This is a genomic window from Thalassobaculum fulvum (assembly GCF_014652915.1).
Lineage (GTDB): Bacteria > Pseudomonadota > Alphaproteobacteria > Thalassobaculales > Thalassobaculaceae > Thalassobaculum_A > Thalassobaculum_A fulvum.
Window position 1 is genome coordinate 153,145 of record NZ_BMZS01000001.1, and the last position, 23,085, is coordinate 176,229.

The following is a 23,085-nucleotide window of genomic DNA, read 5'->3' on the forward strand; positions in this document are numbered from 1 at the left end:
GCACCGCTCCCGCGGGGGCGTCGACGATGACCGACGCCGGCAGCGGCACGCAAGACGGCCGGCCGGCCGCGACCGGCGTCGCCCGGATCGCCGGCTGGTGCCTGTACGACTGGGCGAACTCGGCGTTCCCGACCGTGATCACGACCTTCGTGTTCGCCGCCTATTTCACCAAGGGCGTGGCGGCGAGCGAGACCGAGGGTACCTACCTGTGGGGCAACGCGACGGCGATCGCCGCCGTGTGGATCGCGGTCCTGAGCCCGGTGCTTGGGGCGATCGCCGACCGCACCGGGCGGCGCCGGCCGTGGCTGGTCGGCTTCACCATGATCTGCATCGTGGCGACCGCCGCGCTGTGGACCGTGCGGCCGGACCCGGCCGACGTGCCGCGGGCGCTGGCGCTGGTGGTGGTCGCCACCCTGGCCTTCGAGTTCGCCGGGGTGTTCTACAACGCCCAGCTCCCGGCGGTGGCGCCGCCGGACCGCATGGGCCGGATCTCCGGGATCGGCTGGGGGGTCGGCTATGCCGGCGGCCTGGCCTGCCTGGTGACCGCCCTGTTCGCCCTGGTGCAGGCCGATCCGCCGCCGTTCGGCCTGGACCCGGCCGCCGCCGAGCCGGTGCGGGCCACGGTGCTGCTGGTCGCGGTGTGGTTCGCGGTGTTCGCGCTGCCGGCGTTCCTGCTGGTGCCGGATGCCGAGGCCCGGAGCGGGGAGTCGATGCGCAAGGCGGTCGCCGGCGGGCTGAGACAGCTCGCCGCCACCCTGCGCGGCCTCGATGCGCGCAGCCCGGTGGCGCGGTTCCTGGTGGCCCGCATGCTGTACGCCGACGGGCTGACCACCCTGTTCACCTTCGGCGGGATCTACGCCGCCGGTACCTTCGGCATGGATTTCTCCGAGATCATCGTGTTCGGAATCGCCCTCAACCTGACGGCCGGGGCCGGGGCGGTGGCGTTCGGCTGGATCGACGACCGGGTCGGGCCGAAGCGGACCATCCAGGCGGCGCTCGCCGGGCTGATGCTGTTCGGCGCCCTGGCCCTGGTGGCGCCCGACAAGAGCTGGTTCTGGGTCGCCGGCATGGCGATGGGCACGTTCATGGGCCCGGTCCAGGCCGCCAGCCGCACCCTGATGGCCCGGCTGGCGCCGGCCGACCGGCGGGCCGAGACCTTCGGGCTGTTCGCGCTGTCCGGCAAGGCGACCAACTTCGCCGGCCCGCTGGTGCTGGGCTGGGCGACCCTGGCGTTCGACAGCCAGCGCGCCGGCATGGCGACCATCCTGGTGTTCCTGGCGGCCGGACTGCTGCTGCTGCGCACGGTCAGGGAGCCGGCGGCGGCGGACGATTAGGCGCCCGTCGCTTCGTGGGTTCCGGATGCGTCCCGTCTCCGACGGTCCGCTCCGGAATGACGAACAGGAGGGAGTAGTCCTCCGATCCTGTCGTCATTCCGGCCGTAGCGACACCGTCGCGGAGAGCCGGAACCCGCGAAGCGACGGGCCGGAAGCGTGTTCGAGCCCTACGCCCCGACCCTTGCCGCCGGGGCCTCGCCGGCGGCCCGGAGCTGCTGGCGGAACACGTCGATCGCCACCGGCATGCCCTTGCGCTCGGCGTGCCAGAACATCCAGCCGTTGCAGGCCGGCGCGCCCTGCACGGCGGCGCCGACGCTGTGGATCGAGCCCTTGTGGTCGTCGCTGATCAGGTGGCCGTCGGCCCGCACCTTGGCGAACCAGCGCCGGCGCGAGTCGAACAGCACCTCGCCGGGCCGGATCAGTCCTTCCTCGATCAGCCGGCCGAACGGCACCCGCGGCTGCTCGCGGCGGTTGGCAAGGGCCAGCGCCAGCGGGTCGTCGACCGCCTCGACCTCGGCGATCCGCCGCCTGGCGACTGCGGCATAGCCGGAATCGCGCTCGATGCCGATCCAGCGCCGGCCGAGCCGCTTGGCGACCGCGCCGGTGGTGCCGGTACCGAAGAACGGGTCGAGCACCACGTCGCCCGGCCGGCTGGCGGCCAGCAGCACCCGGGCCAGCAGGCTCTCCGGCTTCTGGGTCGGGTGCGCCTTGCTGCCGTCCTCTGCCTTCAGGCGCTCGGCGCCGGTGCACAGCGGCAGGAACCAGTCCGAGCGCATCTGCTGATCGTCGTTCAGCGCCTTCATGGCGTCGTAGTTGAAGGTGTAGCGCCGGCTGTCCTCGCTGCGGGCCGCCCAGATCAGGGTCTCGTGGGCGTTGGTGAAGCGCTTGCCGCGGAAGTTCGGCATCGGGTTGGCCTTGCGCCAGACCACGTCGTTCAGGATCCAGAACCCCAGGTCCTGCACGATGGCGCCAACCCGGAAGATGTTGTGGTAGCTGCCGATCACCCACAGCGTGCCGGTGTCCTTCAGCACCCGCCGGCATTCCGCCAGCCAGGCCCGGCAGAACTTGTCGTAGGCCTCGAACCCGCCGAACCGGTCCCAGGCGTCGTCGACGCCGTCGACCCGGGTGTTGTTCGGGCGCAGCAGCTCGCCGCCGAGCTGCAGGTTGTAGGGCGGATCAGCGAACACCAGATCGACGCTGCGATCCGGCAGCGCGCGCAGTTCCTCGATGCAGTCGCCGATCAGAATCCGCCCGACCGGAAGGCGTCCACCATCCGTCATGTTTCCCCGCCCCGTGCCAAGACCGAGGGACGGAGAATCGCACGACCGCCGGAAGCGGTCAACGGTTCAGCGACGAATCCATAAATAGAGTCAATGGGTTGCCGGTATGACCCAAGATATTGCGGTAGGACTCTCCGACAACCCCCTCATTGGGCGTCCGGTCCGAGCAGGGCGCGGATCGGTGCGAAGCTTCGGCGGTGGTGTTCGGTCGGGCCGAGCCGGCGCAGCCCGTCCCGGTGCTCGCGGGTGCCGTAGCCGGCGTTGCGCTCCCAGCCGTAACCGGGATGGCGCCCGGCCAGGGCCGTCATCTCGGCGTCGCGGGCGATCTTGGCGGCGATCGCGGCCGCCGCGATCGACAGGCAGGTGGCGTCGCCCCCGACCACCGCGCGGCCCGGCCACGGCCAGTCCGGCAGCCGGTTGCCATCGACCAGGATCAGGTCGGGCGGGCGCGGCAGGTCGGCCAGCAGCCCGTCGACCGCGCGGCGCATCGCCAGCATCGAGGCCTGCAGGATGTTGATCGCATCGATCTCGGCGACATCGGCCCGGCCGAGGGCGATCCGGGCGTGCGGCGCGAACGCCGCCCGGGCCGCCAGCCGCCGCGATGCCGACAGCGCCTTGGAGTCGGCGATCAGCGCCGCCGCCGCGGCCGGCAGCGCCGCCAGCTCGAGCACCGCCGCCGCCGCCACCACCGGTCCGGCCCACGGGCCGCGGCCGACCTCGTCGACGCCGATCACCAGCGCGCCGTCGTAGGCACCCGCCGACCGCTCCAGCGCATCGGTGGCGCGAACCGTGGGGGAGCGGGGTCTGGCGGCAGGCGGCATGGCGGCTCCGGCCCGGAACGGCGCTGATTCAACTGCGAATGGAGTTATTCGCGTCGGCTCCGGTGCTACCAGCCGTGTCGTTGTTTTTCAAGCAGATATGCCCAGGTGTTCATACACGAGTCGACCCATGCGGCTACCGCCCGTCAGTCCCCGAACAGCGAGAGCTGGGTGCGCGGCGGAGTCGGCGCCCGGAACCGGCTGGTGTCGAGCCCGCCGGTCCGGCCGGCCAGGCCGAGGCGACCGCAGGCCGTCCGGAAGCGCTGGGCGATCATCTGGGCGTACGGGCCGTCGCCGCGCATCCGCCTGCCCCACTCGGCGCGGTACAGCCGGCCACCGCGGGTCTGGCGGACCAGCGACAGCACCCGGTCGGCCCGGTCCGGGAAATGGCTGCGCAGGAACTCCTCGATCAGGTCGGCGATCTCCAGCGGCAGGCGGAGCAGGATCCAGGCCGCGGAGTCGGCGCCGGCCGCGGCCGCCGCCTCCAGGATCGGCTCGATCTCGTGGTCGTTCACCGCCGGGATCACCGGGGCGACCATCACCGCGGCCGGCACGCCGGCCGCCGTGCAGGCGCGGATCGCCGCCAGCCGCTTGTCCGGGCGGGCCGCCCGCGGCTCGAGCTTGCGCGCCAGCTCCCGGTCGAGGGTGGTGACCGACACCCCGACCTTGGCGAGCCCCCTGGCCGCCATCGGCCCCAGGATGTCGAGGTCGCGGACGACCAGGTCGGACTTGGTGACGATCGTCACCGGGTGGTCGTGTTCCGCCAGCACCTCCAGGATGCCGCGGGTGATCTTCATCTCGCGCTCGACCGGCTGGTAGGGGTCGGTGTTGGTGCCCATAGCGATCGGCGCGCACTCGTAGCCCGGTCGGGCCAGTTCCTTGCGCAGCAGCGCCGGCGCGTCCGGCTTGGCCAGCAGCCTGGTCTCGAAGTCGAGCCCGGGCGACAGCCCGAGGAAGGCGTGGGTCGGCCGGGCGAAGCAGTAGATGCAGCCGTGCTCGCAGCCGCGGTACGGGTTGATCGAGCGGTCGAACGGCACGTCCGGCGACTGGTTGCGGGCGATCACCGTGCGGCTGGCGTCGATCGCCACCGTGGTCCGCAGCTTCGGCTCTCCCGGTTCCAGCGGGTCCGGATTGCGGGAACCCGCCTGGCCCGGCGGCGGCGTCCAGCCGTCGTCGACCCGCTCGCGGGCGTAGGGCTCGAACCGGCCGACCCGGTTGGATACCGCACCGCGCCCCTTGCGGGCGACCGGTGCGATCGTGTCGCTCGGCGGCTCGGCGAACCGGACCGGCCCGTCGTCCGCGTCCGGGCAGGCGAACTCGTCGGCAGGGGCGTCCTGCGCGAACTCGTCGGCGAACACCTCCAGCGGATCGGCAGCGCGGGACCGGGCACGGGACATGCGCCGACGGTAGCGCCGAAGCGAGAACGAATCAAGAACATCACGCCGGGATCGGGCTACCGACCGGTCGACGGCCCGTCGTCGCCGGGATCCAGCCGGCGGCCGTCATGGGCCCGGTCGGCGGCGTCGCGCCGGGTGTCCTCGAGCCGCCGCTCGCCCTTGGTCCGGCCGTGCAGGGCCCGGTTCGCCGTCGCCTCGGCCTCGCGCTCCGCGCGCTCCTTACGCTTGCGGAACGTTCTCAGGTTGACGATGTTGCCGCTCACGGGATCAGCTCCTCCGCGGTGAACGCCCCGGTCCCGGTCCACTCGCCCCGGGCCGCCTCCATCATCCCAGGATCGACGAAGCGCGCAAGCCGCCGCGCCAGGCCGGCGGTCGCGGGATCCGGCGATTCCAGGGCGGCCGCCAGGTCGTTGCGGGCCGCCCAGGCACAGGCCCAGCTGGTGGTGCGCAGCCAGACCAGCCGCCGGTAGACCAGCACCACGCCGCGGACCGCCGCCGCCAGCTCGCGCGGCACCGCCGCCGCCCAGGCGGTGTGGAACCGAACCACGTCGGCGCGGCCGGCGGTGCCGGTCACCGCCGGGTCCCAGGCCAGCGAGGTCGGCAGGCTGGCATGCGCGAGATCGACCGCCGGGCTGTCGTAGACCGGGCGCTCGACGTCGACCATGACCGCCCGGCCGTCGGCGCGGACCCGGAAATTGCCCGGGTGGGTGTCGGCCAGGGTCAGCCGCGGCGCCGGCCGCGCCGGCGGGACGGCGGCGCGGGCCGCTTCCGCTTCGGCCTCCAGCAGGCGGCGCGCCTCGGATCCCAGGCGCCCGCGCACCGGCTCGAGCTGGTCGCGGACGACGCCGAGCAGGTAGCCGACCGGATCGGCCGGGTCCAGCAGCGGCCGGCGGCGCGACGGCGGCGGCACCGGCAGGGCGTGCACCCCGGCCAGCGCCCGACCGATCGCCGGCAGGTCGTCGGGCAGGCGCGGCGGCCGGCCGTCGATCGCGTCGACCACCAGCGCCCCCCACGGCAGCCCCGGTGAGACCCGCAGGATCCGGTGCAGGCGCGGCGTGGTGCCGCCGGGTGCGGCGCGCCGGAAGGCCTGCGCCTCGTAGATCAGCGCGGCCCGCGGCGACAGGCCGAGATGGCTCAGCTTCGGAACCCGCACCAGCAGCGGGCCGCCGGCATCCTGCAGCGGCCAGTGGTCGTGCACCCGGCCGGGCAGCGGCGTCACCGCCAGTCGGTCGACCGGCACACCGAGTGCGGCCGCGACGGCGGCACGCGAGGGGGCGCTGCGAGAGGGGGCGCTGCGAGAGGAACGATCGTCTACCATCGGCATCCCGTAGCACAGCACCCGAGCCCACGCATGCCCCCGAGGAGTTCAGCCGGTCCGAGGCCCGTCCTGCCCCGCCCGCGGGCGATGCGGACCGACAGCGCGGCGGCGGTCGGCCCGCCCGGCTCGCGCCGGCTGTCGCTGGCGGTGGTGGTTCCGGCCGACGGCGGCGGCGATAGCGATGGCAACCGGCTGGCCGCCACCCTGACGGCACTGCAGAGTGCGGCGCGGCGCGGCATCGAGCTGGAGCTCCTGGTGGTCGACGACACCGATTCGCCGGCGGTTCGCGCCGTCGCCGCGGCGGCCGGGGCCCGAATCCTGCCGGTGGCGGGATCGCGTGGCGCCCGGTCCGCCGCCGGCGCCAAGGCCGCCACCGCCGAATGGCTGCTGCTGCTGCGGCCGGGAACCGTGCTGGAGCCCGGCTGGGACGCCACCCTGATGGTGTTCGCCCACGAGGAGCGCAACCGCGAGCGCGGCGCGGTCTACGCCTACCGGGCCGAATGCGAAGGCGCCGGGGCGCGCTGGGCCGAGCGCGCGGTGCGGTTCCGCAACCGCTGGCTCGGCCTGCCGAGCGGCGCCCAGGGCCTGGTGATCCGTCGGCGCTTCCTGGTGCATATCGGCGGCGTGCCGGACCTGGAACGCGGCGAGGATCTGGTCGTGGCCCGCCGGCTCGGGCTCGGCCGGCTGACGCTGTTCGACGTGGCGGCCCGGGTACGGCCGGCGACCGGCGCCGGCGCCTGGATCGGCGGCGCGCTGCGGCTGCTGCTGTTCCTGCTGCGGGTGCCGCCGCGCTGGCTGCAGCGGCTGGGCGACTGAGTCGGGCGAACCGGCCGCTCAGACCTTGCCGCGGGCGCCCTCGTGCTCGCGCAGGCGCGGCAGGATCTCGACGAAGTTGCAGGGCCGGTACCGGAAGTCGAGCTGGTGCACCAGGATGTCGTCCCAGGCGTCCTTGCAGGCACCGGTCGAACCCGGCAGCGCGAACAGGTAGGTCCCGCGCGCCACCCCGGCGGTCGCGCGCGACTGGATGGTCGAGGTGCCGATCTTCTGGAAGCTCAGCCAGCGGAACAGCTCGCCGAAGCCCTCGATGCGCTTCTCGTAGACCTGCTCGAAGGCCTCGGGGGTGACGTCGCGGCCGGTCACGCCGGTGCCGCCGGTGGCGATCACCACCTCGACGCCGTCGTCGGCGATCCAGCCGTGCAGCCGCTCGACGATCGCCGGGACCTCGTCCTTGACGATCGCCCGGTCGGCCAGCACGTGGCCGGCCGCCGTCAGGCGCTGCACCAGGGTGTCGCCGGACCGGTCGGTCTCCGACGTGCGGCTGTCGGAGACGGTCAGGACGGCGATGTGAACGGGAACGAAGGGTCGGGACTCGTCAATACCGGGCATCTCGCACCACCGGGCCGGAGGATCGATCGGCCGATTCGTAGCGCGGCCAGTCGCCGGCCGCCACCTGATCGAGCGACGGCACCGGCTGGCCCAGGCGGAAGCGGTAGACCCAGACGTTGGCGAGCACCTTCTCGATGTACTCGCGGGTCTCGCGCGACGGGATCGATTCGATGAACAGCAGCGGGTCGTCGCGGTAGTCGACCCGCTTCGACCACTTGCCGAGGTTGCCCGGCCCGGCGTTGTAGGCGGCCAGCAGCCGGAACATGTCGCCCTCGACCCGGTCGAGGTCGAGCAGATGCGCGATGTAGCGCTGGCCGAGCGCGAGGTTCAGCTCGGGCACGTAGAGCTCGTGCCGGTTGTCCAGCTCGTCGTCCTCGTCGACGTAGTTGGCGGTCTTCGGCATCAGCTGCATCAGGCCGCGGGCACCGCGGGCCGAGCGGGCGCGGGTGTCGAAGCCGGATTCCTGGCGGATGATCCCGTAGATCAGCGCCCGGTCGATCTCGAACCCGTCCTGCGGCATCCAGCTCGGCAGCGGGAACAGGGCGGCGTGGTAGGTCCGCCCGGTCGACACCCGGATGATGCCGGCGAGCCGGATCGCCAGCCCCGGCATGTCATTGCGCGCGGCGATCGTCATCAGCGGCTCGCGCAGCGACTCGTCGAGCCTCGGGAACAGCTTGCGCCATTCCTTCTCGGCCCGCTCGGCCTGCCCGACCTGCATCAGCGCGAACGCCCGGCGGCCGCCGTCATGGGCCGCCAGCGCGGTGGTCTTGGCGACCGTCACCCGCGGCAGCGACCAGTCGAACGGCACTTCGACGCCGAGCGCCCGCCGGCCGAGCAGGCCGTAGAACGTCAGCGGGAACTGCGCCGCCCGCGCCAGCCAGCGGGTCGCCTCGGCAGGCCGCTCCTGCTGCAGCAGCCCGCGCGAGGCCCAGTAGGCGCCGGCCGCCCGCAGCATGCGCGAGGCCCGGTCGGCCATCGCCAGGGCCTGGAAGTGTCCGGTCGCGGTCTCGACCTGGCCGAGCCGCCAGGCCGCCAGGCCGGCGGTCCAGTGCACCCAGGGCACCACCTTGCCGGCCTCCTGGGCGCTCGCCGACGCCAGCCGCAGCGCCTCCTCGTCCTTGCCCATGACGAAGTAGCCGTTGGCGATCTTGCCGCGCTGGTCGGCGAACTCGACCGGATCGAGCAGGTCGCGGGCGTCCTTCCGCGACAGCCGGCCGAGGGCAGCCGACGGGCGGCCGCGCGTCACCAGCCGGCGCAGGTCGCGCTTGAGATTGCGGATCGCCGCCTTCTCGGCGGCGCTGCGCTGGCGCGGCGAGACGTAGAGGGTGACGTCGACCACGTGGTCGGCACCGTTGCCGCCGAGATAGCCGGAGGTCGGTGCGGTCGGGGCCGGGGCCCCCGACGGCTTGCGCTTCATCGCCAGCCGATGGATGCGGTCGGCGTCCGGGTGGTCGGCATAGAGGGCGAGCCAGCCCCGCAGGTCGCGCCAGCTCGACCGGTAAGCGGTCGGGTGCAGGTAGCGCTGGGCCAGCACGTGACCCATCAGGAGGCGGTCCTCGATGGCGCGGATCAGCCGGTCGGCCGCGCGCAGCTTGCCCTCGTCCTGCAGCCTGAAGACGTCCTTGTAGCGCCGGACATCGGCCTCCGAGAGCACCCGCGGCAACGGCTCGGTCGGCGCCCGGGGGTCGAGGTTCCGCAGGCCGGGCGCGAGGAACGCGGTCTCGGCGCTCGGCCGCGACGGCTCGTTCGCGGCCAGCTGCCGGGCCACATCCTGGGCATGCGCCGTGCCGCCGTCACCCGCGGCCAGGCACGTCGCGGCCAGGACCCCGAGAAACGCTCCTCGGAACGCCCGGGCGGGCAATCGCCAAATATGTCTAAAATGTGGCGGGAGCATGCATCCACAACTAGGATAATTCCTCGCCTGAGACAAGCCGCCGGGGCAGCACGAAACGGCCAAAGATGTGGATAAGTCGTGCGTCGTGCGCGCATATCGGCCGAAACGATCGATTCGATCGCAAGTCGTTCACGAAACGATCAAATCTGATCCCGCGACAAGGCCGTCCGACGCGATCATTCGGGCCGGCCCGAGAGATCGGTTCCGGCCTCTGTCAACCGCCGCTTGAGCGCCAGCAGATCCTTCCAGGCACTGGCCTTCTGGCCCGGCGAGCGCAGCAGGTAGGCCGGGTGGTAGGTGGCCACCGCCGGGATCGCCGGACCGCCGGACGGACCCTGCCAGTCGAACCAGCGGCCGCGCAGCCGGGTGATGCCCTCGCTGCGGTCGAGCAGGGTCTTGGCGGAGGTGCCGCCGACCAGGACCAGCACCTTGGGCGCCGCCAGCTCGATGTGGCGCCGGATGAACGGCAGGCACGCCGCCATCTCGCCCTCGGTCGGGTTGCGGTTGCCCGGCGGCCGCCACGGCAGGACGTTGCTGATGTAGACGTTGCGCCCGCGGTCGAGGCCGATGCTCGCCAGCATCCGGTCGAGCAGCTGCCCGCTGACCCCGACGAACGGCTTGCCGGCCCGGTCCTCGTCGGCACCCGGCGCCTCGCCGACGATCATCACCGGCGCCCCGGGCACCCCGTCGGCGAACACGGTGTTGGTGGCGGTGACCTTCAGCCCGCAGCCGTCGAACGCCAGCAGCGCGGCGTGCAGCTCCTCGAGCGAGGCCGCGGCGGCGGCCGCCGTGCGGGCGGCTCCGGCCGGACCGTCGACCGCCGCCGCGGTGGCGCGTGGCGCCGCTACGGGCCGGGCGTGGCCCGGCTGCGGACCCGCCGGCCGCACGGGCGGAACCGGACCGGAACCGTCCCGGGTGGTCGCCGGTTCGGCGGCCGGCCGGGCGGCGGCGGCGAACCGGTCCACCGGCTCGGGGCCGATCGCCTCGTCGACCCCGGCGTCGAGGTACCAGGCCAGCAGGGCGCGGGCGACGGCATGCCGGTCGGTCACGGCCGGGCCCTCCCGTCGCCGGGTCGGAGCGGCCGTGCCACGGCGTGAAATCCGGCCTTCGCGCCGGGTGCTGCCCCTGGATCATGGCACATGCGTGATATATGACAGGTCATGGCCCGTCGGACCATGGCGATGGCCGGAAGCGGAGCAGGCGACCAGGAGGAGCGAGGCGGATGGAGCGCGAGTCGATGGAGTGCGATGTCGTGATCGTCGGGGCCGGGCCGTCGGGCCTGGCGGCCGCGATCCGGCTGAAGCAGCTCTGCGCCGAGGCGGGCACCGACCTGGCGGTGGTGGTCCTCGAGAAGGGCGCGGAGGTCGGCGCGCACATCCTCTCCGGCGCGGTGATCGAGCCGCGCGCCCTGGACGAGCTGTTCCCGGACTGGAAGGAGCGCGGCGCCCCGCTGAACACGCCGGCGGCCGTCGACCGGTTCGTCTACCTGACGAAGACCGGCGCCTACCGGCTGCCGACGCCGCCGCAGATGAACAACCACGGCAACTACATCGTCAGCCTGGGCAACGTCTGCCGCTGGCTCGGCGAGCAGGCCGAGGCGCTCGGGGTCGAGATCTACCCGGGGTTCGCCGCCGCCGAGGTGCTGTACAACGAGGACGGCAGCGTCAAGGGCGTCGCCACCGGCGACATGGGCATCGGCAAGGACGGCGAGAAGACCGCCAACTACCAGCCGGGCATGGAGCTGCACGCCAAGGTCACGCTGTTCGCCGAGGGGGTGCGCGGCTCGCTGACCAAGGGCCTGTTCGAGCGCTTCGATCTGCGCCGGGACTGCGACCCGCAGACCTTCGGCATCGGCCTGAAGGAGCTGTGGGAGGTCGACCCCGCCAAGCACAAGCCCGGCACCATCGTCCACTCGGTCGGCTGGCCGCTCGACGGCGAGACCTACGGCGGCTCGTTCCTGTACCACCTGGAGGACAACCAGGTGGCGATCGGCTTCGTGGTCGGGCTCGACTACAAGAACCCGTTCCTGTCGCCGTTCGAGGAGTTCCAGCGCTTCAAGCAGCACCCCTCGGTGCGGCCGCTGCTGGAAGGCGGCCGGCGCATCGCCTACGGCGCACGGGCCCTGAACGAGGGCGGCTTCCAGTCGATCCCGGAGCTGGTGTTTCCGGGCGGTGCCATCATCGGCTGCTCGGCCGGCTTCCTGAACGTGCCGAAGATCAAGGGCAGCCACACCGCCATGAAGTCCGGCATGCTGGCGGCCGAGGCGGCGTTCGAGGCCCTGAAGGACGGCAGCGCCGGGGCCGGGGCCGTGCTCGACGCCTATCCCGAGAAGCTGAAGCGGTCCTGGGTCTGGGACGAGCTCTACCGCGCCCGCAACATCCGCCCGGCCTTCCATCTCGGGCTGTTCGCCGGCATCGCCTACTCGGCGGTCGACACCTTCCTGTTCCGCGGTCGGGCGCCGTGGACCCTGCACCACCATGCCGACCACGACAGCCTGCGGCCGGCGGCGCAGTGCGTTCCGATCGACTATCCGAAGCCGGACGGCGTCGTGAGCTTCGACCGGCTGTCCTCGGTGTTCCTCTCGAACACCAACCACGAGGAGAACCAGCCGGCGCACCTGACGCTGAAGGACCCGGCGGTGCCGGTCGAGCACAATCTCGCGATCTACGACGCCCCGGAACAGCGGTATTGCCCGGCCGGCGTATATGAGATCGTGCGCGACGACGATGGCGGCAATCCGCGGCTGCAGATCAACGCGCAGAACTGCGTGCACTGCAAGACCTGCGACATCAAGGACCCGTCGCAGAACATCAACTGGGTGGTGCCGGAAGGCGGGGGTGGCCCGGTCTATCCCAACATGTGAGGTTCAGAGTGCGTCACTTCAGGCCCCGTAGCCGCCGTTTCGACCTGCAGGCTATGGCGGTGCTGCTTGCGGCGACCCTCGGCGCCTGTGCCGCGGGCCCGGCCGCCGACGGCGCCAATCCCGATGCCCCGCTCGCGCCCGAGCTGTCGTCCGCGGCCGGCGCCTACCTCGCCGGCCAGCACGCCGTGCGTATCGAGGACATCAGCGCCGCCAGCCGGTACTTCGACCGGGTCCTGGAGCACGATCCGGCCAATCCGGCCCTGCGGCGGCGGGCGTTCCTGCTGCGGCTGGAGGCCGGGCGCCTGGACGACGCCGCGCCGCTGGCCGGCGAACTGGCGGCCGGCGCCGGCGACGGCGCGTCGATGGCGCGGCTGTTCCTGGCGATCGAGGCGGCCCGCCGGGACGACTACGCCCGCACCCTCGCCGAGGTCGGCCGGCTCGAGGACACCCGGCTGAACCGCGCTCTCGGGCCGATCCTGGCGGCCTGGGCCGAGTTCGGCCGCGGCGACGTGGAGGCCGCCGAACGCCGGCTTTCCAGGCTCGCCGGCGACGACGGCTTCGCCGGCCTGTACACCCTGCACGCCGCCATGCTGGCCGAGGCCGCCGGACGCATCGACGAGGCCGCGGAGCGCTACGCCCAGGCCCTGGCGCAGAGCCAGACCCCGCCGTTGCGGCTGCGGCTGGCGGCGGCCCGGTTCGAAGCCCGCAACGGCCGGCTCGACGCGGCGCTGCGCCGGATCGACGCGTCCGAGGGCGGAGTCAGCGACCCGGCCGGCCTGAAGGCCATGCTGCGGCGCCTCGCCGAGGGCGGCGATCCGCGCGCCCCGACCGCCGCCGCCGGTATGGCCGAGGCCCTGTTCGACCTGGCCAGCGCCCTGCAGCGCGACCGCGGATCCGATTCGGCCATGATCTTCGCCCGGCTCGCCCTGCGGCTGCAGCCGGAGTTCGACCTGGCCGCCCTGCTGGTCGCCGAGATCCTCGACGACCGCCAGCGCTACGAGGAGGCGCTGGCCATGTACGACGCGGTGCCGGCGGGGTCGCCGTACCGGCTGCTGGCCCAGCTGCGCGCCGCCAGCAGCCTCGAGGGGCTGGACCGCGACGACGACGCCGCCCGGCGCCTGGAGGCACTGGCCGGCGAGCGGCCGGAACTGGCCGACCCGCTGATCCGGCTCGGCGACCTGGAACGCGGCCGCGAGAACTGGCAGGCGGCGATCGACGCCTACGACCGCGCCCTCAAGCGCATGGGTCCGCTGGAGACCCGGCACTGGTCGGTGCTGTACACCCGCGGCATCGCGCTCGAGCGCGCCAAGCGCTGGGGCGACGCCGAACGCGACTTTCTGCGCGCCCTCGAGCTGCGGCCGGACCAGCCCTACGTGCTGAACTATCTCGGCTACTCCTGGGTCGATCGCGGCGAGAACCTGGACCGGGCCAAGGCGATGATCGAGAAGGCGGTGTCGCTGCGGCCGCGCGACGGCTACATCGTCGACAGCCTGGGCTGGGCACTGTACCGGCTGGGCGACCACGCCGGCGCGGTCACCCACCTGGAACGCGCCGTCGAGCTGCGGCCGACCGACCCGACCATCAACGATCACCTGGGCGACGCCTACTGGCGGGTCGGCCGCCGCGCCGAGGCGCGGTTCCAGTGGCAGCGCGCCCTGACCTTCGATCCCTCGCCCGAACTCGCCGCCGACATCGAGCGCAAGCTCCGGGAGGGCCTGCCGAAGCACCAGGACGGGCCGGCCGGCAGCCTCGGCACCGGGACCGCCGAGCGTGGCGGCCGCAAGCCCGGCTGAACCGGTGGCCGCCCCGGGGGTGGTCGTCGAGCTGGCGCCTGCCAAGGTCAACCTGTGCCTGCACGTCACCGGGCGGCGGCCCGACGGCTACCACCGGCTGGACACGGTGGTGGCGTTCGCCGAGCTCGGCGACACGGTCTCGGGCGACACGGTCTCGGTCGAACCCGCGGTAGACGGTATTTTCCTGCGTGTTTCAAGTGGGTTGATGCCGGTCGGGAAAGGTATGACCGCACCGGTAGTGCCGGCCGCGGTCGACAACCTCGTGTGGCGGGCCGCGGCCCTGTGGGGACGCGAGGCCGGCGAGCTCCGGGCGGTCCGCCTGACCGTCGACAAACGCCTGCCGGCCGGCGCCGGGCTCGGCGGCGGGTCGAGCGATGCGGCAGCCGCCCTGCGGGCGCTGTCGCGGCTGACGGGGCGGCCGCTGGGTGCCCGGTTGCGCCGGAACACGGTCGGCCTCGGCGCCGATGTGCCGATGTGCCTGGAGCCGCGGCCCTGGCGGGCGCGCGGCATCGGCGAACGGCTGCAGCCCGTCGCGCTCGGCCGCGACCTGCCGGTGGTGCTGGTCTGGCCGGGCCGCGCGGTCGCCACGCCGGCGGTGTTCCGGGCCCGCTCCGGCGGGTTCGGGCCGGCGGTGCCGGAGCGCGTGCTGGAGCACCTCGCCACCGACCCGCTCTCGGCGCTCGCCGAGCTCCGCAACGACCTGACCGGGGCGGCCTGTGCGGTCGAGCCGGCGATCGCCGAGGCGATCGCCGCCGTCGGCGGCCTCGACGGCTGCCGGCTCGCCCGCATGTCCGGCAGCGGTTCCGCGGTCTTCGGGCTGTTCGACGACGGGGCTGCCGCCACCGTCGCCGCCGCGGCGCTTCAGGACCGCCGGCCCGGCTGGTGGGTGCGGGCCGGCGTGCTGCGCGCCGCCGGGATCGACACCCGGCTGGAGCGGCGACCGGTGGCGCCCTTAACCGCCTGACTCCTTGGGCATCAGGCGCAGCTTCAGCCCGATCGACGGCAATCCGGTGGCCGGCAGCCCCTCGCGCTCCTGATACCGCGTGATGGCCTCGCGGGTACGCGGTCCGGCGATCCCGTCGACCGGGCCGTCATACAGGCCGAGCCGGGCCAGGCCGCGCTGGATCTGCACCACGTCGTCGGCCACCGCGCCGTCGGACACCGTGCTGGCGGTATCCGCCAGGGTGCCGGAGTCGGCGGCGGTCCCGCCGGCCTTCAGCCGCGCCATCGCCGCCGGATGGCCGAGCTCGGCGGCCCGACGCAGCAGCCGCTCGGCCTCGGCCGGATCGCGCGTCACGCCCAGCCCGCCTTCGGTCAGGACGGCGAGGTTGTAGACCGCGGCCGGGACCCCGCGCTCGGCGGCGCGCTCGAACCAGCGGGCCGCCTCGGCGTAGGACAGCGGGATGCCGCGGCCGGCGGAATACAGCACCCCGAGATTGTACTGGGCGAGCGGGTGACCCTGCTCGGCGGCGCTGTGATACCAGAGCAGCGCCCGGGTGTCGTCCTGCGGCACCCCCAGCCCGCGCTCGTACAGCACCCCGAGATTGTACTGGGCGTTCGGCACGCCCTGGATCGCCGACTCGCGGAACCAGTTCGCCGCCTGCGCGTAGTCCGGCGGATCGGCCGCGACCAGCCTGCTCGCCAGCCGGTACTGCGCCCGGGGATCGCCGCTCCGCGCCTCGGCCTGCAGGGTCTCGATCTCCGGCTCGCCGGCCGCGGGTCCGCCGGGCGCGACCGCGGCGACCTGTCGGTCGGATGGCGGTCCGGCCGGTTGCTCGGAGCTCGAAGGCGACGGGGCCGGTTGCGGGGCCGACAGCGGGGGCGCCGGGGGGGGCGCCGGCGGCGGTGCCACCGCGGGGGCGGCAGTCGTCGGCAGGGTCGCCCGCGGCCGCCGCGGCTCCGGAGGAGGCGCGGCCGGGGGCTGTGCGGCCGGGGCTTGCGCGGCCGGGGCTTGCGCGGCCGGGGCTTGTGCAGCCGGCGACTGCGCCGCCGGCGGTTCGACGGGCGCCTGCGCAACCGGTGCCTGCGCAACCGGCCCCGGCACGGGCGATTCCAGGGCGGGCGGCTCCAGGGCGGGCCGTTCCAGGGCGGGCGGCTCGGCCTCGACCGTCGCGGGAGCCGGCGGTCCGGCTTCGGTGGGTGCGGGCGGCTCGGACTGGGCCGGAGCGGCCACGGGTCCGGCCGCAACCGGCTCGCTGGGCCCCGGCTCGCTGGGCCCCGGCTCGCTGGGTACCGGCCCGCTGGGTACCGGCTGCGCCGGAAGCACCTGCCCCATCAGCGCCTCGAGTTCCGTCCGCGCGACCCGGTAGGCCGTGTCGGCGCCTGCCAGCAGCCGGCCGCCGCTGCTTTCCAGGCGGCTCCGGACGGCGTCGGCGGTCGGCGTGCCGCCGCCGGTGGCAAACCACCAGGCCGCCGGCGCTCCGACGACCAACGCGATGCCGGCCGCTGCCACCCAGGGCCAGCGGCGCGGCCGGGGCGCGACCCGGCGGCGCAACGGAATGCCGCCGTCGGCATGGACCTGACGGGCCCCGGGCGTGGCCCGCGGCTCCGGCATCGGCTCGATGTCCGGCGCCGGCTCGGAGACGACTGCGGCCTCGGGTTCCGGCTCGGCCGCTTCGGTTCCGGTCGCCGGTGCCGCCCGGGCGCCGGTGGGCTCCTCGACCGCCGTCTCTTCGCCGACCGTCTCTTCGCCCGCCGTCTCTTCGCCGGTCAGTTCCCTCCCGGCCAGCTCCTCCCCGGCCAGCTCCTCCCCGGCGAGCTCCTTCCCGGGGATCTCTTCGGGACTCCCCTCCGCAGGGCGCTCCGGGGTCTGGCCGTCGGTTTCTCCGGCGGTGTCGGCGACGACGGCCGGCTCGTCCCGCGGCCGGGTCAACCAGGCCGGGGCGATGCCGCCGAACGCGGGATCGGCGGGCAGGTCGCCGGTCGGCGGTACCGGCTCGGGGCGGGCCGGCGTCGGCCCGGCGGCCGGCTCCGGCGCGGCTTGCGGCGCGGCTTCCGGCGGCGGTCCCGCAAGCTCGTCGAACCGGATCACGTCGTGGTCGTGGCCGATCACCGGTTCCCGGGGCGGCTCTCCAGGCTCGCGAACCGGCTCCCGGATCGGCTCGGGGCCCGCCTCGGCGTCGTGACGGCCCGGCTCGGCGCCCGGCTCGGCGGGCCGCGGCGGTTCGACGGCTTCCGGCTCGTCCGGGGGCGTCGAGCCGGCATCCTCCGTCGCCGCGGTGGGCTCCGCCCGGCCCGGCGCCCGGGCCCGGATCGCCTCGGCTTCGCGCGCCAGATCGGCACGGCGGATCCAGACCACCGGCTCCCAGTCGGCGGGCGGGGCATCCGGCAGCGGCCGTCGCTCCACCGGCGGGGCGTCGGGAGCCGGTTCCGCCGGCGGAGCGTCGGCGGCGGGCTCCGCGGGCGGGGTTTCGGCCGCCGGACGGTCCTCGGCGACGGCCGGCCCGGGGATCGGGGTCCGGACCGCCGGAGCCGGCCAGACCATGTCGTCGACCGGCTCCGGCCGTCGGTCCTCCAAGGCGCCGGGGGCCGCCTCCGGTGTCTGCAGCCGGTGCTCGGCCGCGCGCCGCTCCAGGGTGACCAGCCGCTCGGCGATGTCGTGCAGGGCGTAGGCGACCGGCCGCATCGCGGCGTCGAACCGGGCGTCCGCGGCGTCGAGCCGGGCGGCCAGCGCATCGACCGTCGCCAACGACACCCGCCCCGGCCCGGCGGGTCCCGGGACCGGCGACGACGGCTCCGGCTCGGTCACGAGCTCGCCTCGGGCCTCGGCGTCGGCGCGGATCGCCTGGTCGATCCATTCGCCGATGGTCAGCCCGGCGGCCTGCGACGCCCGCCGGGCGATATCGCGGGTCGCCTGGTCGACTCCCTTGACGCTCCAAGCGGTTCCGTGCCGGGACACACCGACTCCTCGCTGACGGGGTAGCGCCGCTAGTATAGGACGGTAGCGCCGTTATTCAAAGCGCGGGGCGGCTGTAGTGCCGGGCGCCGGCCGGTCAGCGGCGGAACAGACGGGCGAACAGGCCGCGCCCGGCACGTTCCTCCGGCAGGGTCAGTTCCTCGACCCGCTGCAGCCGCTCGGCCAGCCGCATCACCGCCCGTTCGATCGGCGCGGTGCTGGCCGCGATCGAGCCGACCGCATCACCGCCGCCGACGGGCTGCGACCGCAACTCCTCGACGTCCTCGCCGAGCGCCTTGATCTCGCGCGAAACCGCCGCCGCCTGGCTGTCGATCCGCTTCTCGACGTCCTCGATGCGGGCGCCCAGGGCACTCAGCTCCGCCGCCACCGCGCCGATCCGGCGTTCGAGCTTCTCCACCGCGGCGAGCCGGGTTTCGAGGTCGCGCAGCTCCTGAACCCGGCGTTCCAGGTCGCGTACCCGCGCCGGCTCGACGGCCGGCGGTTGCGGACGGGCCGCCGCAGGCGGTGGCGGGGGGGCGTATTGCACCGGCGCCGGGTGCGCCATCTCTGGGGCCATCGGCGGGGCGGCCATCGGCGGGGCAGCCATCGGCGGGGCAGACAGGGCGCTGCGCCAGGCCGCCGCCGTCGGGCTCGGGCCAGACTGCCCCGTTGCCCGGCCGTCCCCGTCCCGCCATCCCGGTTGCGGATGCCCGAAGCGGGTCTCGCCGGCTGGCCGGCCGGATCGCTCCATCTCGGCGGCCTCGCGGATCTGGCGAGACAGCCACTGACCGATCGGCACGCCGGCCCGACGGGCCGCCTGCTTGGCGAGTTCGCGCTCCTCGGCGGAGATACCTTTGACGCTCCACGGCGAGGCGCCGGTCATGAAGTCTCCCTCGGGCATCCGGGGCGGCTCGTCACCCGTTTGTCAGATCATCCCCAGTCAAACCGCGGGTATGACCACGGGGGCGACCGGATTATATGGGATTTTCGCGAATTGTCCACAAGCAGCCGGCAGAGCCGGAATCGCCGGGGGTACCCCGTCGTTAAGACCGGTCATCTCGGGGGCAGCGAGCGGGCTGGACCGCGGTCGGCGTCGTCGAGGGTGCGCTCCAGGTGATCGAGGCGATCGGCCAGCCGGCCGACGATGTCCTCCAGCGAATGCAGCAGCCCGACCAGCCGGGTCTCGCTGCGCTCGACGCGCTCGGCGATCAGGGTCGCCAGCACCTCCTCGTCGACCGAGTCCGCCGGCCCGGCGGCCGGCCGGGGCGCGGCCGCCGGCACCGTGCCGCCGGTTGCCGAGCGCCCGCCGGGCCCTGGCGCTCCGACCGCCGGTACGCTGCGGCGGTGGTGGGCCACGCCGACCGGCCGGCCGGCGGCCTGGGCGGCCCCGACCCGACGGATCACGTCGCTCAGCCACTGCCCCATGGTGTCGCCCTCGCGCGCGGTCGCCGACTTGGCGAGCTCGCGCGCCTCGGCGCTCACCCCTTTGACGCTCCAGGGCATGCGGGCCTTGCCATCGCGCCGAGCCAACCCTCGGTTCCTCTCGTGGCTGCGAATCGGCGCATTGTAACGGCTCCGCCCATCGGGCGCATCCGGTGATCCGGCGCTTGCCGCGGACCGGCGTCCTGCGTATGGTCGGCGCGCCGGCGGATGGGGCGTAGCCAAGCGGTAAGGCAGCGGTTTTTGGTACCGCCATTCCCAGGTTCGAATCCTGGCGCCCCAGCCATTCCCGTGGGTGTCCTTCGCCCGCCCGGAGCTTCCGGTCAGCCCGCCAGCACCACCAGATCGAGCGGCACGTCCAGGCCGGCGACCGCGCGTCCCGGCCGGCGTTCGGCCGGCCGCCCCGGCCGGTAGCCCTGCCGGAGCCCGGCCTCGTAGGTCTCGGCGTCGGTCAGCGCCCGCACCGCCTCGGCCTTGGTGTGCTTCTCCAGCTTGGCCGACAGGTTCACCGGCGTGCCGATCACCGTGTATTCGAGCCGGCTCTCGTCGCCGACCGCCCCGAACACCACCGGCCCGGCGGCGACCGCCAGGCCGCCCGGCGGGGCCGGCAGCCCGGCCGCCAGTCGGCCGTCGGTCCAGGCGGCGGTCGCGGCCACCAGCTCGTCGACCGCCCGCAGGGCGTCGGCGGCCGCGGTGTCGCTCGGCCGGGTCGCCCCGAAGGTCGCCATCACCCCGTCGCCGAGGAACTTGTCGATGCTGCCGCCGTGGCTCTGCACCAGCGGCACCACCAGGCGCTGGTACTCGGCCAGCAGCGCGATCAGGTCGTCCGGCGCGATCTCGGTGGCCAGCCGCGAGAACCCCCGCATGTCGACGTTCAGGACGGCGGCGTCGCGCAGCTCGCCGCGGCCGATCTCGACCCCGGCGTCCAGGTCGGTGATGCGGTCGGCGACGTCGCGCGAGAAGAACCGCGACAGCTCGCGGGCCGCCAGGCTCTCGCGCACCGCCCGCACCAGCAGGCGGCGGGCCCGGACGATCGCCAGCGCCAGGATGCCGGTCACCGTGAGGATCGAGACCACCTTGTCGAACTCGGCGCCGATCAGCACGCTGTTGGAGGTCAGGTACAGCACGTAGTCGCGGGTGACCGGGGCGGCGTGCGGGTCCCACATCAGCGCGTAGCCGGCCATCAGCAGCCAGCCGACCGCCGCCGCCCCGCCGGCCAGCAGCACGAAGACCGGCTCGAACCGCAGGGTGCGCAGCGCGATGAAGATGAACACGTACAGCAGGGTCGGGGCCTTCAGGTAGAACGCCGCCGGCTGCATGTACTGCAGGTGGAAGCTCCAGATCATCCCGAGCAGCAGCACCATGTCGGCCAGCACCGACAGGGCGAGGAACCAGCGCGGCAGCCGGCGGGCATGGGCGAGCGCCAGCCGGGCCAGGGTGAACGCCAGGTAGCAGCCGAGGAACCACGGGATCGGCCGGAACTCGACCTCCGGCGGGAACGCCTTCGGCGAGATCGCGTACAGCGTCCCGAACGCGGTCACCACGGCCAGTTGGATCCAGCCGATCAGGATCTCGCTGGAGCCCTGCTGTTCGCGCAGCGCGGCCCGCACCCGGGCCGGCAGCACGCCCTCGCCGCCCCTTCCGTCGCCGGCTTTGGCGGGCGTCGAAACCTCCGGGACGGCGGGCGGCCTGCTCATCGCCCGATCGTAGCGGCCCGAGCGCCGGGCCGCCGATCAACGAAGCGTGACCGCCGGGTCATGGCGCCGAGCCGTCCGCAACCGGGCCGGCGGTCACCGCCCACAGGCTGGACTCGAAGGCCCGGGCGCTCACCGGGATCCGCCCGGCCGCCGATCCCGCCAGCTCGGCCGCCATGCGGGTGCGCACCCAGCGGCTCGCGAACCGCAGGCGCAGTCCCCCGGCCGCCAGCCACGCCGCCACCACCATCTGCTCGGCGTACTGCCGCCAGGCCCAGGACTCCGGATAGCCGTCCGGCAGGAAGACGTCGTGGACATGGACCAGGACGCCGGCGGGCAGGCCCGGCAGGACCCGGCCGAACAGCAGGTCGACGTCGGTCCCGGGCAGCGCCAGGTGGCTGGAATCGATCACCAGCACGTCGCCCGGCCGCAGCGCCGGCAGCGCCTCGACCCCGGCGTCCTGCAGGGTCCGGTTCAGGATCCGGATCGCCAGCGCGTCGGCCAGGCCGGCGATGTCGGCGCGCGGCGCCGGGTCGACGCACAGCATCTCGGTGTCCAGCCCGCCGTCGATCACGGCGCGCGCCAGGAACCGGGTCGAGTGGCCGGAGCCGATCTCGACGATCCGGGCCGGCCGGGCCTCGCGGACCAGGGCGTAGGCCGCCGCCCCGTCGAGCCCGGGGAACCAGTCCTGCTGCCAGCGCGGCAGCGGCGGACGGGTGCCGTCGAACCGCTCGACGATGTCGCCGTGCCGGTCGATCGCGGCCAGCACCTCGCGGAACGCCGGCTCGGCCCGCCGGAACAGCGGCGCCAGCTCGGGATACCCCGGGAGCGGCCGGACCGAACCGGCATACCGGTGCGGCACGAAGAAGCCTTCCCGGGTAATACCAAGGACGGTCGAGACCGCCGATACGCGGCGTTTCAAGGACTTGAGGTTCATATTCAGTATGACCGACTACCGACGGATCAGCATGCCGTCCTTGGCGACCAGGGTCCCCGGCCGGGCTGCGTCGGCGTCCGCCGCGATCCGGTCCATGGCCTCGTCGTCGTGCGACGGATCGTGGTGGAACAGCACCAGCGTGCCGACCCCGGCGGCCTCGGCCGCCCGCACCCCGGCACTCCAGGTCGAGTGCCCCCAGCCGCGATACACCTCGTATTCCTCGTCGGTGTAGGTCGCGTCGTAGATCGCCACGTCGGCATCGCGCATCAGGTCCTGGACGTTCGGATCGAGGCTGCCGTCCTGCGGGTGCTCGGTATCGGTCACGTAGGCGAAGCTGCGGCCCCGCCACTCCAGCCGGTAGCCGCAGGCGCCGCCCGGGTGGTTGAGCCGGCGGGTGTGCAGGACCAGGCCGGGATGCGGCTCCAGCCGGTCGCCGACCGCGAAGTCCAGATAGTCGACGTCGGCCCGGTACATGTCGATCGGCACCGGGAACAGCGGCGGCGACATCATCCGGGCCAGGATGGTCTTGAGCGACAGGCTGCTGTCGAGCCGGGCGGCGTGCAGGTGCACCCGGTTCTCCGGGCCGTAGGCCGGCTTGAAGAACGGCAGGCCCAGCACATGGTCGAGGTGGAAATGGGTCAGGTAGACGTCGACGTCGACCGGCGCCTGCATGCCGAGCTCGCGGCCGAGAGCGTGGATGCCGGTGCCGCCGTCGAACACCAGCAGGTGCGGGCCGCAGCGCACCTCGATGCAGGCGGTGTCGCCGCCGTAGCGCGCCGTCTTCGGCCCGGGGCAGGGAATGCTTCCGCGCGCTCCCCAGATCCGGATCAGGATACCTTCGTCGGCCAACAGCTCCTCCCGCCGCGCGTCGGTCGGGCGCGCGGCCCCCGGGCCTGCAGCAGCGCGCTTCCACCCGAATCCGGGCGGCCGACCACCCATATCACACCCGTTCCAAGCCGGGAACGCCGCCCGGCTTGCCTCGGTGCCGGTCCCGGACCAGACTGCCGCCGCCGCGCCCGCGGCCACCGTCGCCCTT

Annotated in this window: 19 protein-coding genes and 1 tRNA gene; 6 read left to right on the top strand and 14 right to left on the bottom strand. The window is 74.0% G+C overall.

Translation table 11 applies throughout. The features are described 5' to 3' along the window. The first annotated feature begins 26 nt into the window (after positions 1-26). Entirely contained in the window at positions 27-1,334 is a 1,308-nt protein-coding gene (locus IE246_RS00695; protein WP_189986982.1) for an MFS transporter, read from the top strand. 167 nt (positions 1,335-1,501) lie between these two features. Here the strand turns inward: IE246_RS00695 and IE246_RS00700 are convergent, their stop codons facing one another. The 5 genes from IE246_RS00700 to IE246_RS00720 form a co-directional block, all read right to left on the bottom strand. Next, the gene (locus IE246_RS00700; RefSeq protein ID WP_189986983.1) at positions 1,502-2,614 is read right to left on the bottom strand and encodes a site-specific DNA-methyltransferase; all 1,113 of its coding nucleotides are present in this window, start codon (positions 2,612-2,614) and stop codon (positions 1,502-1,504) included. Between the two features lie 146 nt (positions 2,615-2,760). Beyond that, on the bottom strand, positions 2,761-3,435 hold the full coding sequence (gene rnhB, locus IE246_RS00705; protein WP_189986984.1) for a ribonuclease HII: 675 nt from the start codon (positions 3,433-3,435) through the stop codon (positions 2,761-2,763). 143 nt (positions 3,436-3,578) lie between these two features. Then, positions 3,579-4,829: a PA0069 family radical SAM protein gene (locus tag IE246_RS00710; protein ID WP_189986985.1), complete on the bottom strand. Its 1,251-nt coding sequence runs from the start codon at positions 4,827-4,829 to the stop codon at positions 3,579-3,581. A 56-nt stretch (positions 4,830-4,885) separates the two neighbouring features. Then, positions 4,886-5,092, bottom strand: a complete 207-nt coding sequence (locus tag IE246_RS00715) for a DUF4169 family protein (RefSeq protein ID WP_189986986.1) — start codon at positions 5,090-5,092, stop codon at positions 4,886-4,888. Next, positions 5,089-6,069 carry a phosphotransferase gene (locus IE246_RS00720; protein ID WP_189986987.1) on the bottom strand — a complete coding sequence of 327 codons (981 nt, stop codon included), beginning with the start codon at positions 6,067-6,069 and terminating at the stop codon, positions 5,089-5,091. The genes IE246_RS00715 and IE246_RS00720 overlap by 4 nt, the downstream gene beginning before the upstream one ends. A 165-nt stretch (positions 6,070-6,234) precedes the next feature. On the opposite strand from IE246_RS00720, the gene IE246_RS00725 reads away from it, so the two are divergent. Then, positions 6,235-6,963 (top strand): glycosyltransferase family protein, encoded by a 729-nt coding sequence (locus tag IE246_RS00725; RefSeq protein ID WP_189986988.1) that lies wholly within the window; start codon positions 6,235-6,237, stop codon positions 6,961-6,963. Positions 6,964-6,981: 18 nt separating this feature from the next. Here IE246_RS00725 and moaB read toward each other — a convergent pair whose 3' ends face one another. The 3 genes from moaB to IE246_RS00740 all read right to left on the bottom strand — a co-directional run bounded on the left by moaB (position 6,982) and on the right by IE246_RS00740 (position 10,476). After that, positions 6,982-7,533, bottom strand: coding sequence for a molybdenum cofactor biosynthesis protein B (gene moaB, locus IE246_RS00730; protein WP_189986989.1), 552 nt, complete (start codon positions 7,531-7,533; stop codon positions 6,982-6,984). Then, entirely contained in the window at positions 7,520-9,301 is a 1,782-nt protein-coding gene (locus IE246_RS00735) for a lytic transglycosylase domain-containing protein (protein ID WP_189986990.1), read from the bottom strand. Before IE246_RS00735 ends, moaB begins: the two co-directional genes overlap by 14 nt. A gap of 302 nt (positions 9,302-9,603) precedes the next feature. Further along, positions 9,604-10,476, bottom strand: coding sequence for a uracil-DNA glycosylase (locus IE246_RS00740; RefSeq protein WP_189986991.1), 873 nt, complete (start codon positions 10,474-10,476; stop codon positions 9,604-9,606). Positions 10,477-10,649: 173 nt separating this feature from the next. Between IE246_RS00740 and IE246_RS00745 the strand changes: the two genes are divergently transcribed. From IE246_RS00745 to IE246_RS00755, 3 genes are read left to right on the top strand one after another with little or no spacing between them, the layout of a single operon-like run. Continuing rightward, on the top strand, positions 10,650-12,290 hold the full coding sequence (locus IE246_RS00745) for an electron transfer flavoprotein-ubiquinone oxidoreductase (protein WP_189986992.1): 1,641 nt from the start codon (positions 10,650-10,652) through the stop codon (positions 12,288-12,290). A gap of 53 nt (positions 12,291-12,343) precedes the next feature. Beyond that, the gene (locus IE246_RS00750; protein ID WP_189986993.1) at positions 12,344-14,083 is read left to right on the top strand and encodes a tetratricopeptide repeat protein; all 1,740 of its coding nucleotides are present in this window, start codon (positions 12,344-12,346) and stop codon (positions 14,081-14,083) included. Positions 14,084-14,087: 4 nt separating this feature from the next. Beyond that, positions 14,088-15,047, top strand: coding sequence for a 4-(cytidine 5'-diphospho)-2-C-methyl-D-erythritol kinase (locus IE246_RS00755; protein WP_229836176.1), 960 nt, complete (start codon positions 14,088-14,090; stop codon positions 15,045-15,047). Here the strand turns inward: IE246_RS00755 and IE246_RS00760 are convergent. The 3 genes from IE246_RS00760 to IE246_RS00770 form a co-directional block, all read right to left on the bottom strand. Then, a complete protein-coding gene (locus tag IE246_RS00760; RefSeq protein ID WP_189986994.1) occupies positions 15,036-17,981 on the bottom strand; it encodes an SEL1-like repeat protein in 2,946 nt (981 codons plus the stop codon). The two genes, IE246_RS00755 and IE246_RS00760, sit on opposite strands and share 12 nt — an antisense overlap. Before the next feature lie 94 nt (positions 17,982-18,075). Next, positions 18,076-18,879, bottom strand: coding sequence for a hypothetical protein (locus tag IE246_RS00765; RefSeq protein ID WP_189986995.1), 804 nt, complete (start codon positions 18,877-18,879; stop codon positions 18,076-18,078). Between the two features lie 152 nt (positions 18,880-19,031). Further along, positions 19,032-19,508: a hypothetical protein gene (locus IE246_RS00770; protein WP_189986996.1), complete on the bottom strand. Its 477-nt coding sequence runs from the start codon at positions 19,506-19,508 to the stop codon at positions 19,032-19,034. Positions 19,509-19,629: 121 nt separating this feature from the next. Here IE246_RS00770 and IE246_RS00775 point away from each other — a divergent pair. Continuing rightward, a tRNA-Gln gene (locus IE246_RS00775) sits at positions 19,630-19,704 on the top strand. A 37-nt stretch (positions 19,705-19,741) separates the two neighbouring features. On the opposite strand, the gene IE246_RS00780 is transcribed toward IE246_RS00775, so the two are convergent. Genes IE246_RS00780 through IE246_RS00790 form a run of 3 tightly spaced genes read right to left on the bottom strand, consistent with a single transcriptional unit; the run spans position 19,742 to position 22,898 of the window. After that, positions 19,742-21,115 carry an adenylate/guanylate cyclase domain-containing protein gene (locus IE246_RS00780; RefSeq protein ID WP_189986997.1) on the bottom strand — a complete coding sequence of 458 codons (1,374 nt, stop codon included), beginning with the start codon at positions 21,113-21,115 and terminating at the stop codon, positions 19,742-19,744. Between the two features lie 58 nt (positions 21,116-21,173). Next, positions 21,174-22,049, bottom strand: a complete 876-nt coding sequence (locus tag IE246_RS00785; RefSeq protein ID WP_189986998.1) for a class I SAM-dependent methyltransferase — start codon at positions 22,047-22,049, stop codon at positions 21,174-21,176. Positions 22,050-22,064: 15 nt separating this feature from the next. Further along, entirely contained in the window at positions 22,065-22,898 is an 834-nt protein-coding gene (locus IE246_RS00790) for an MBL fold metallo-hydrolase (RefSeq protein ID WP_229836178.1), read from the bottom strand. Between the last annotated feature and the right edge of the window lie 187 nt (positions 22,899-23,085).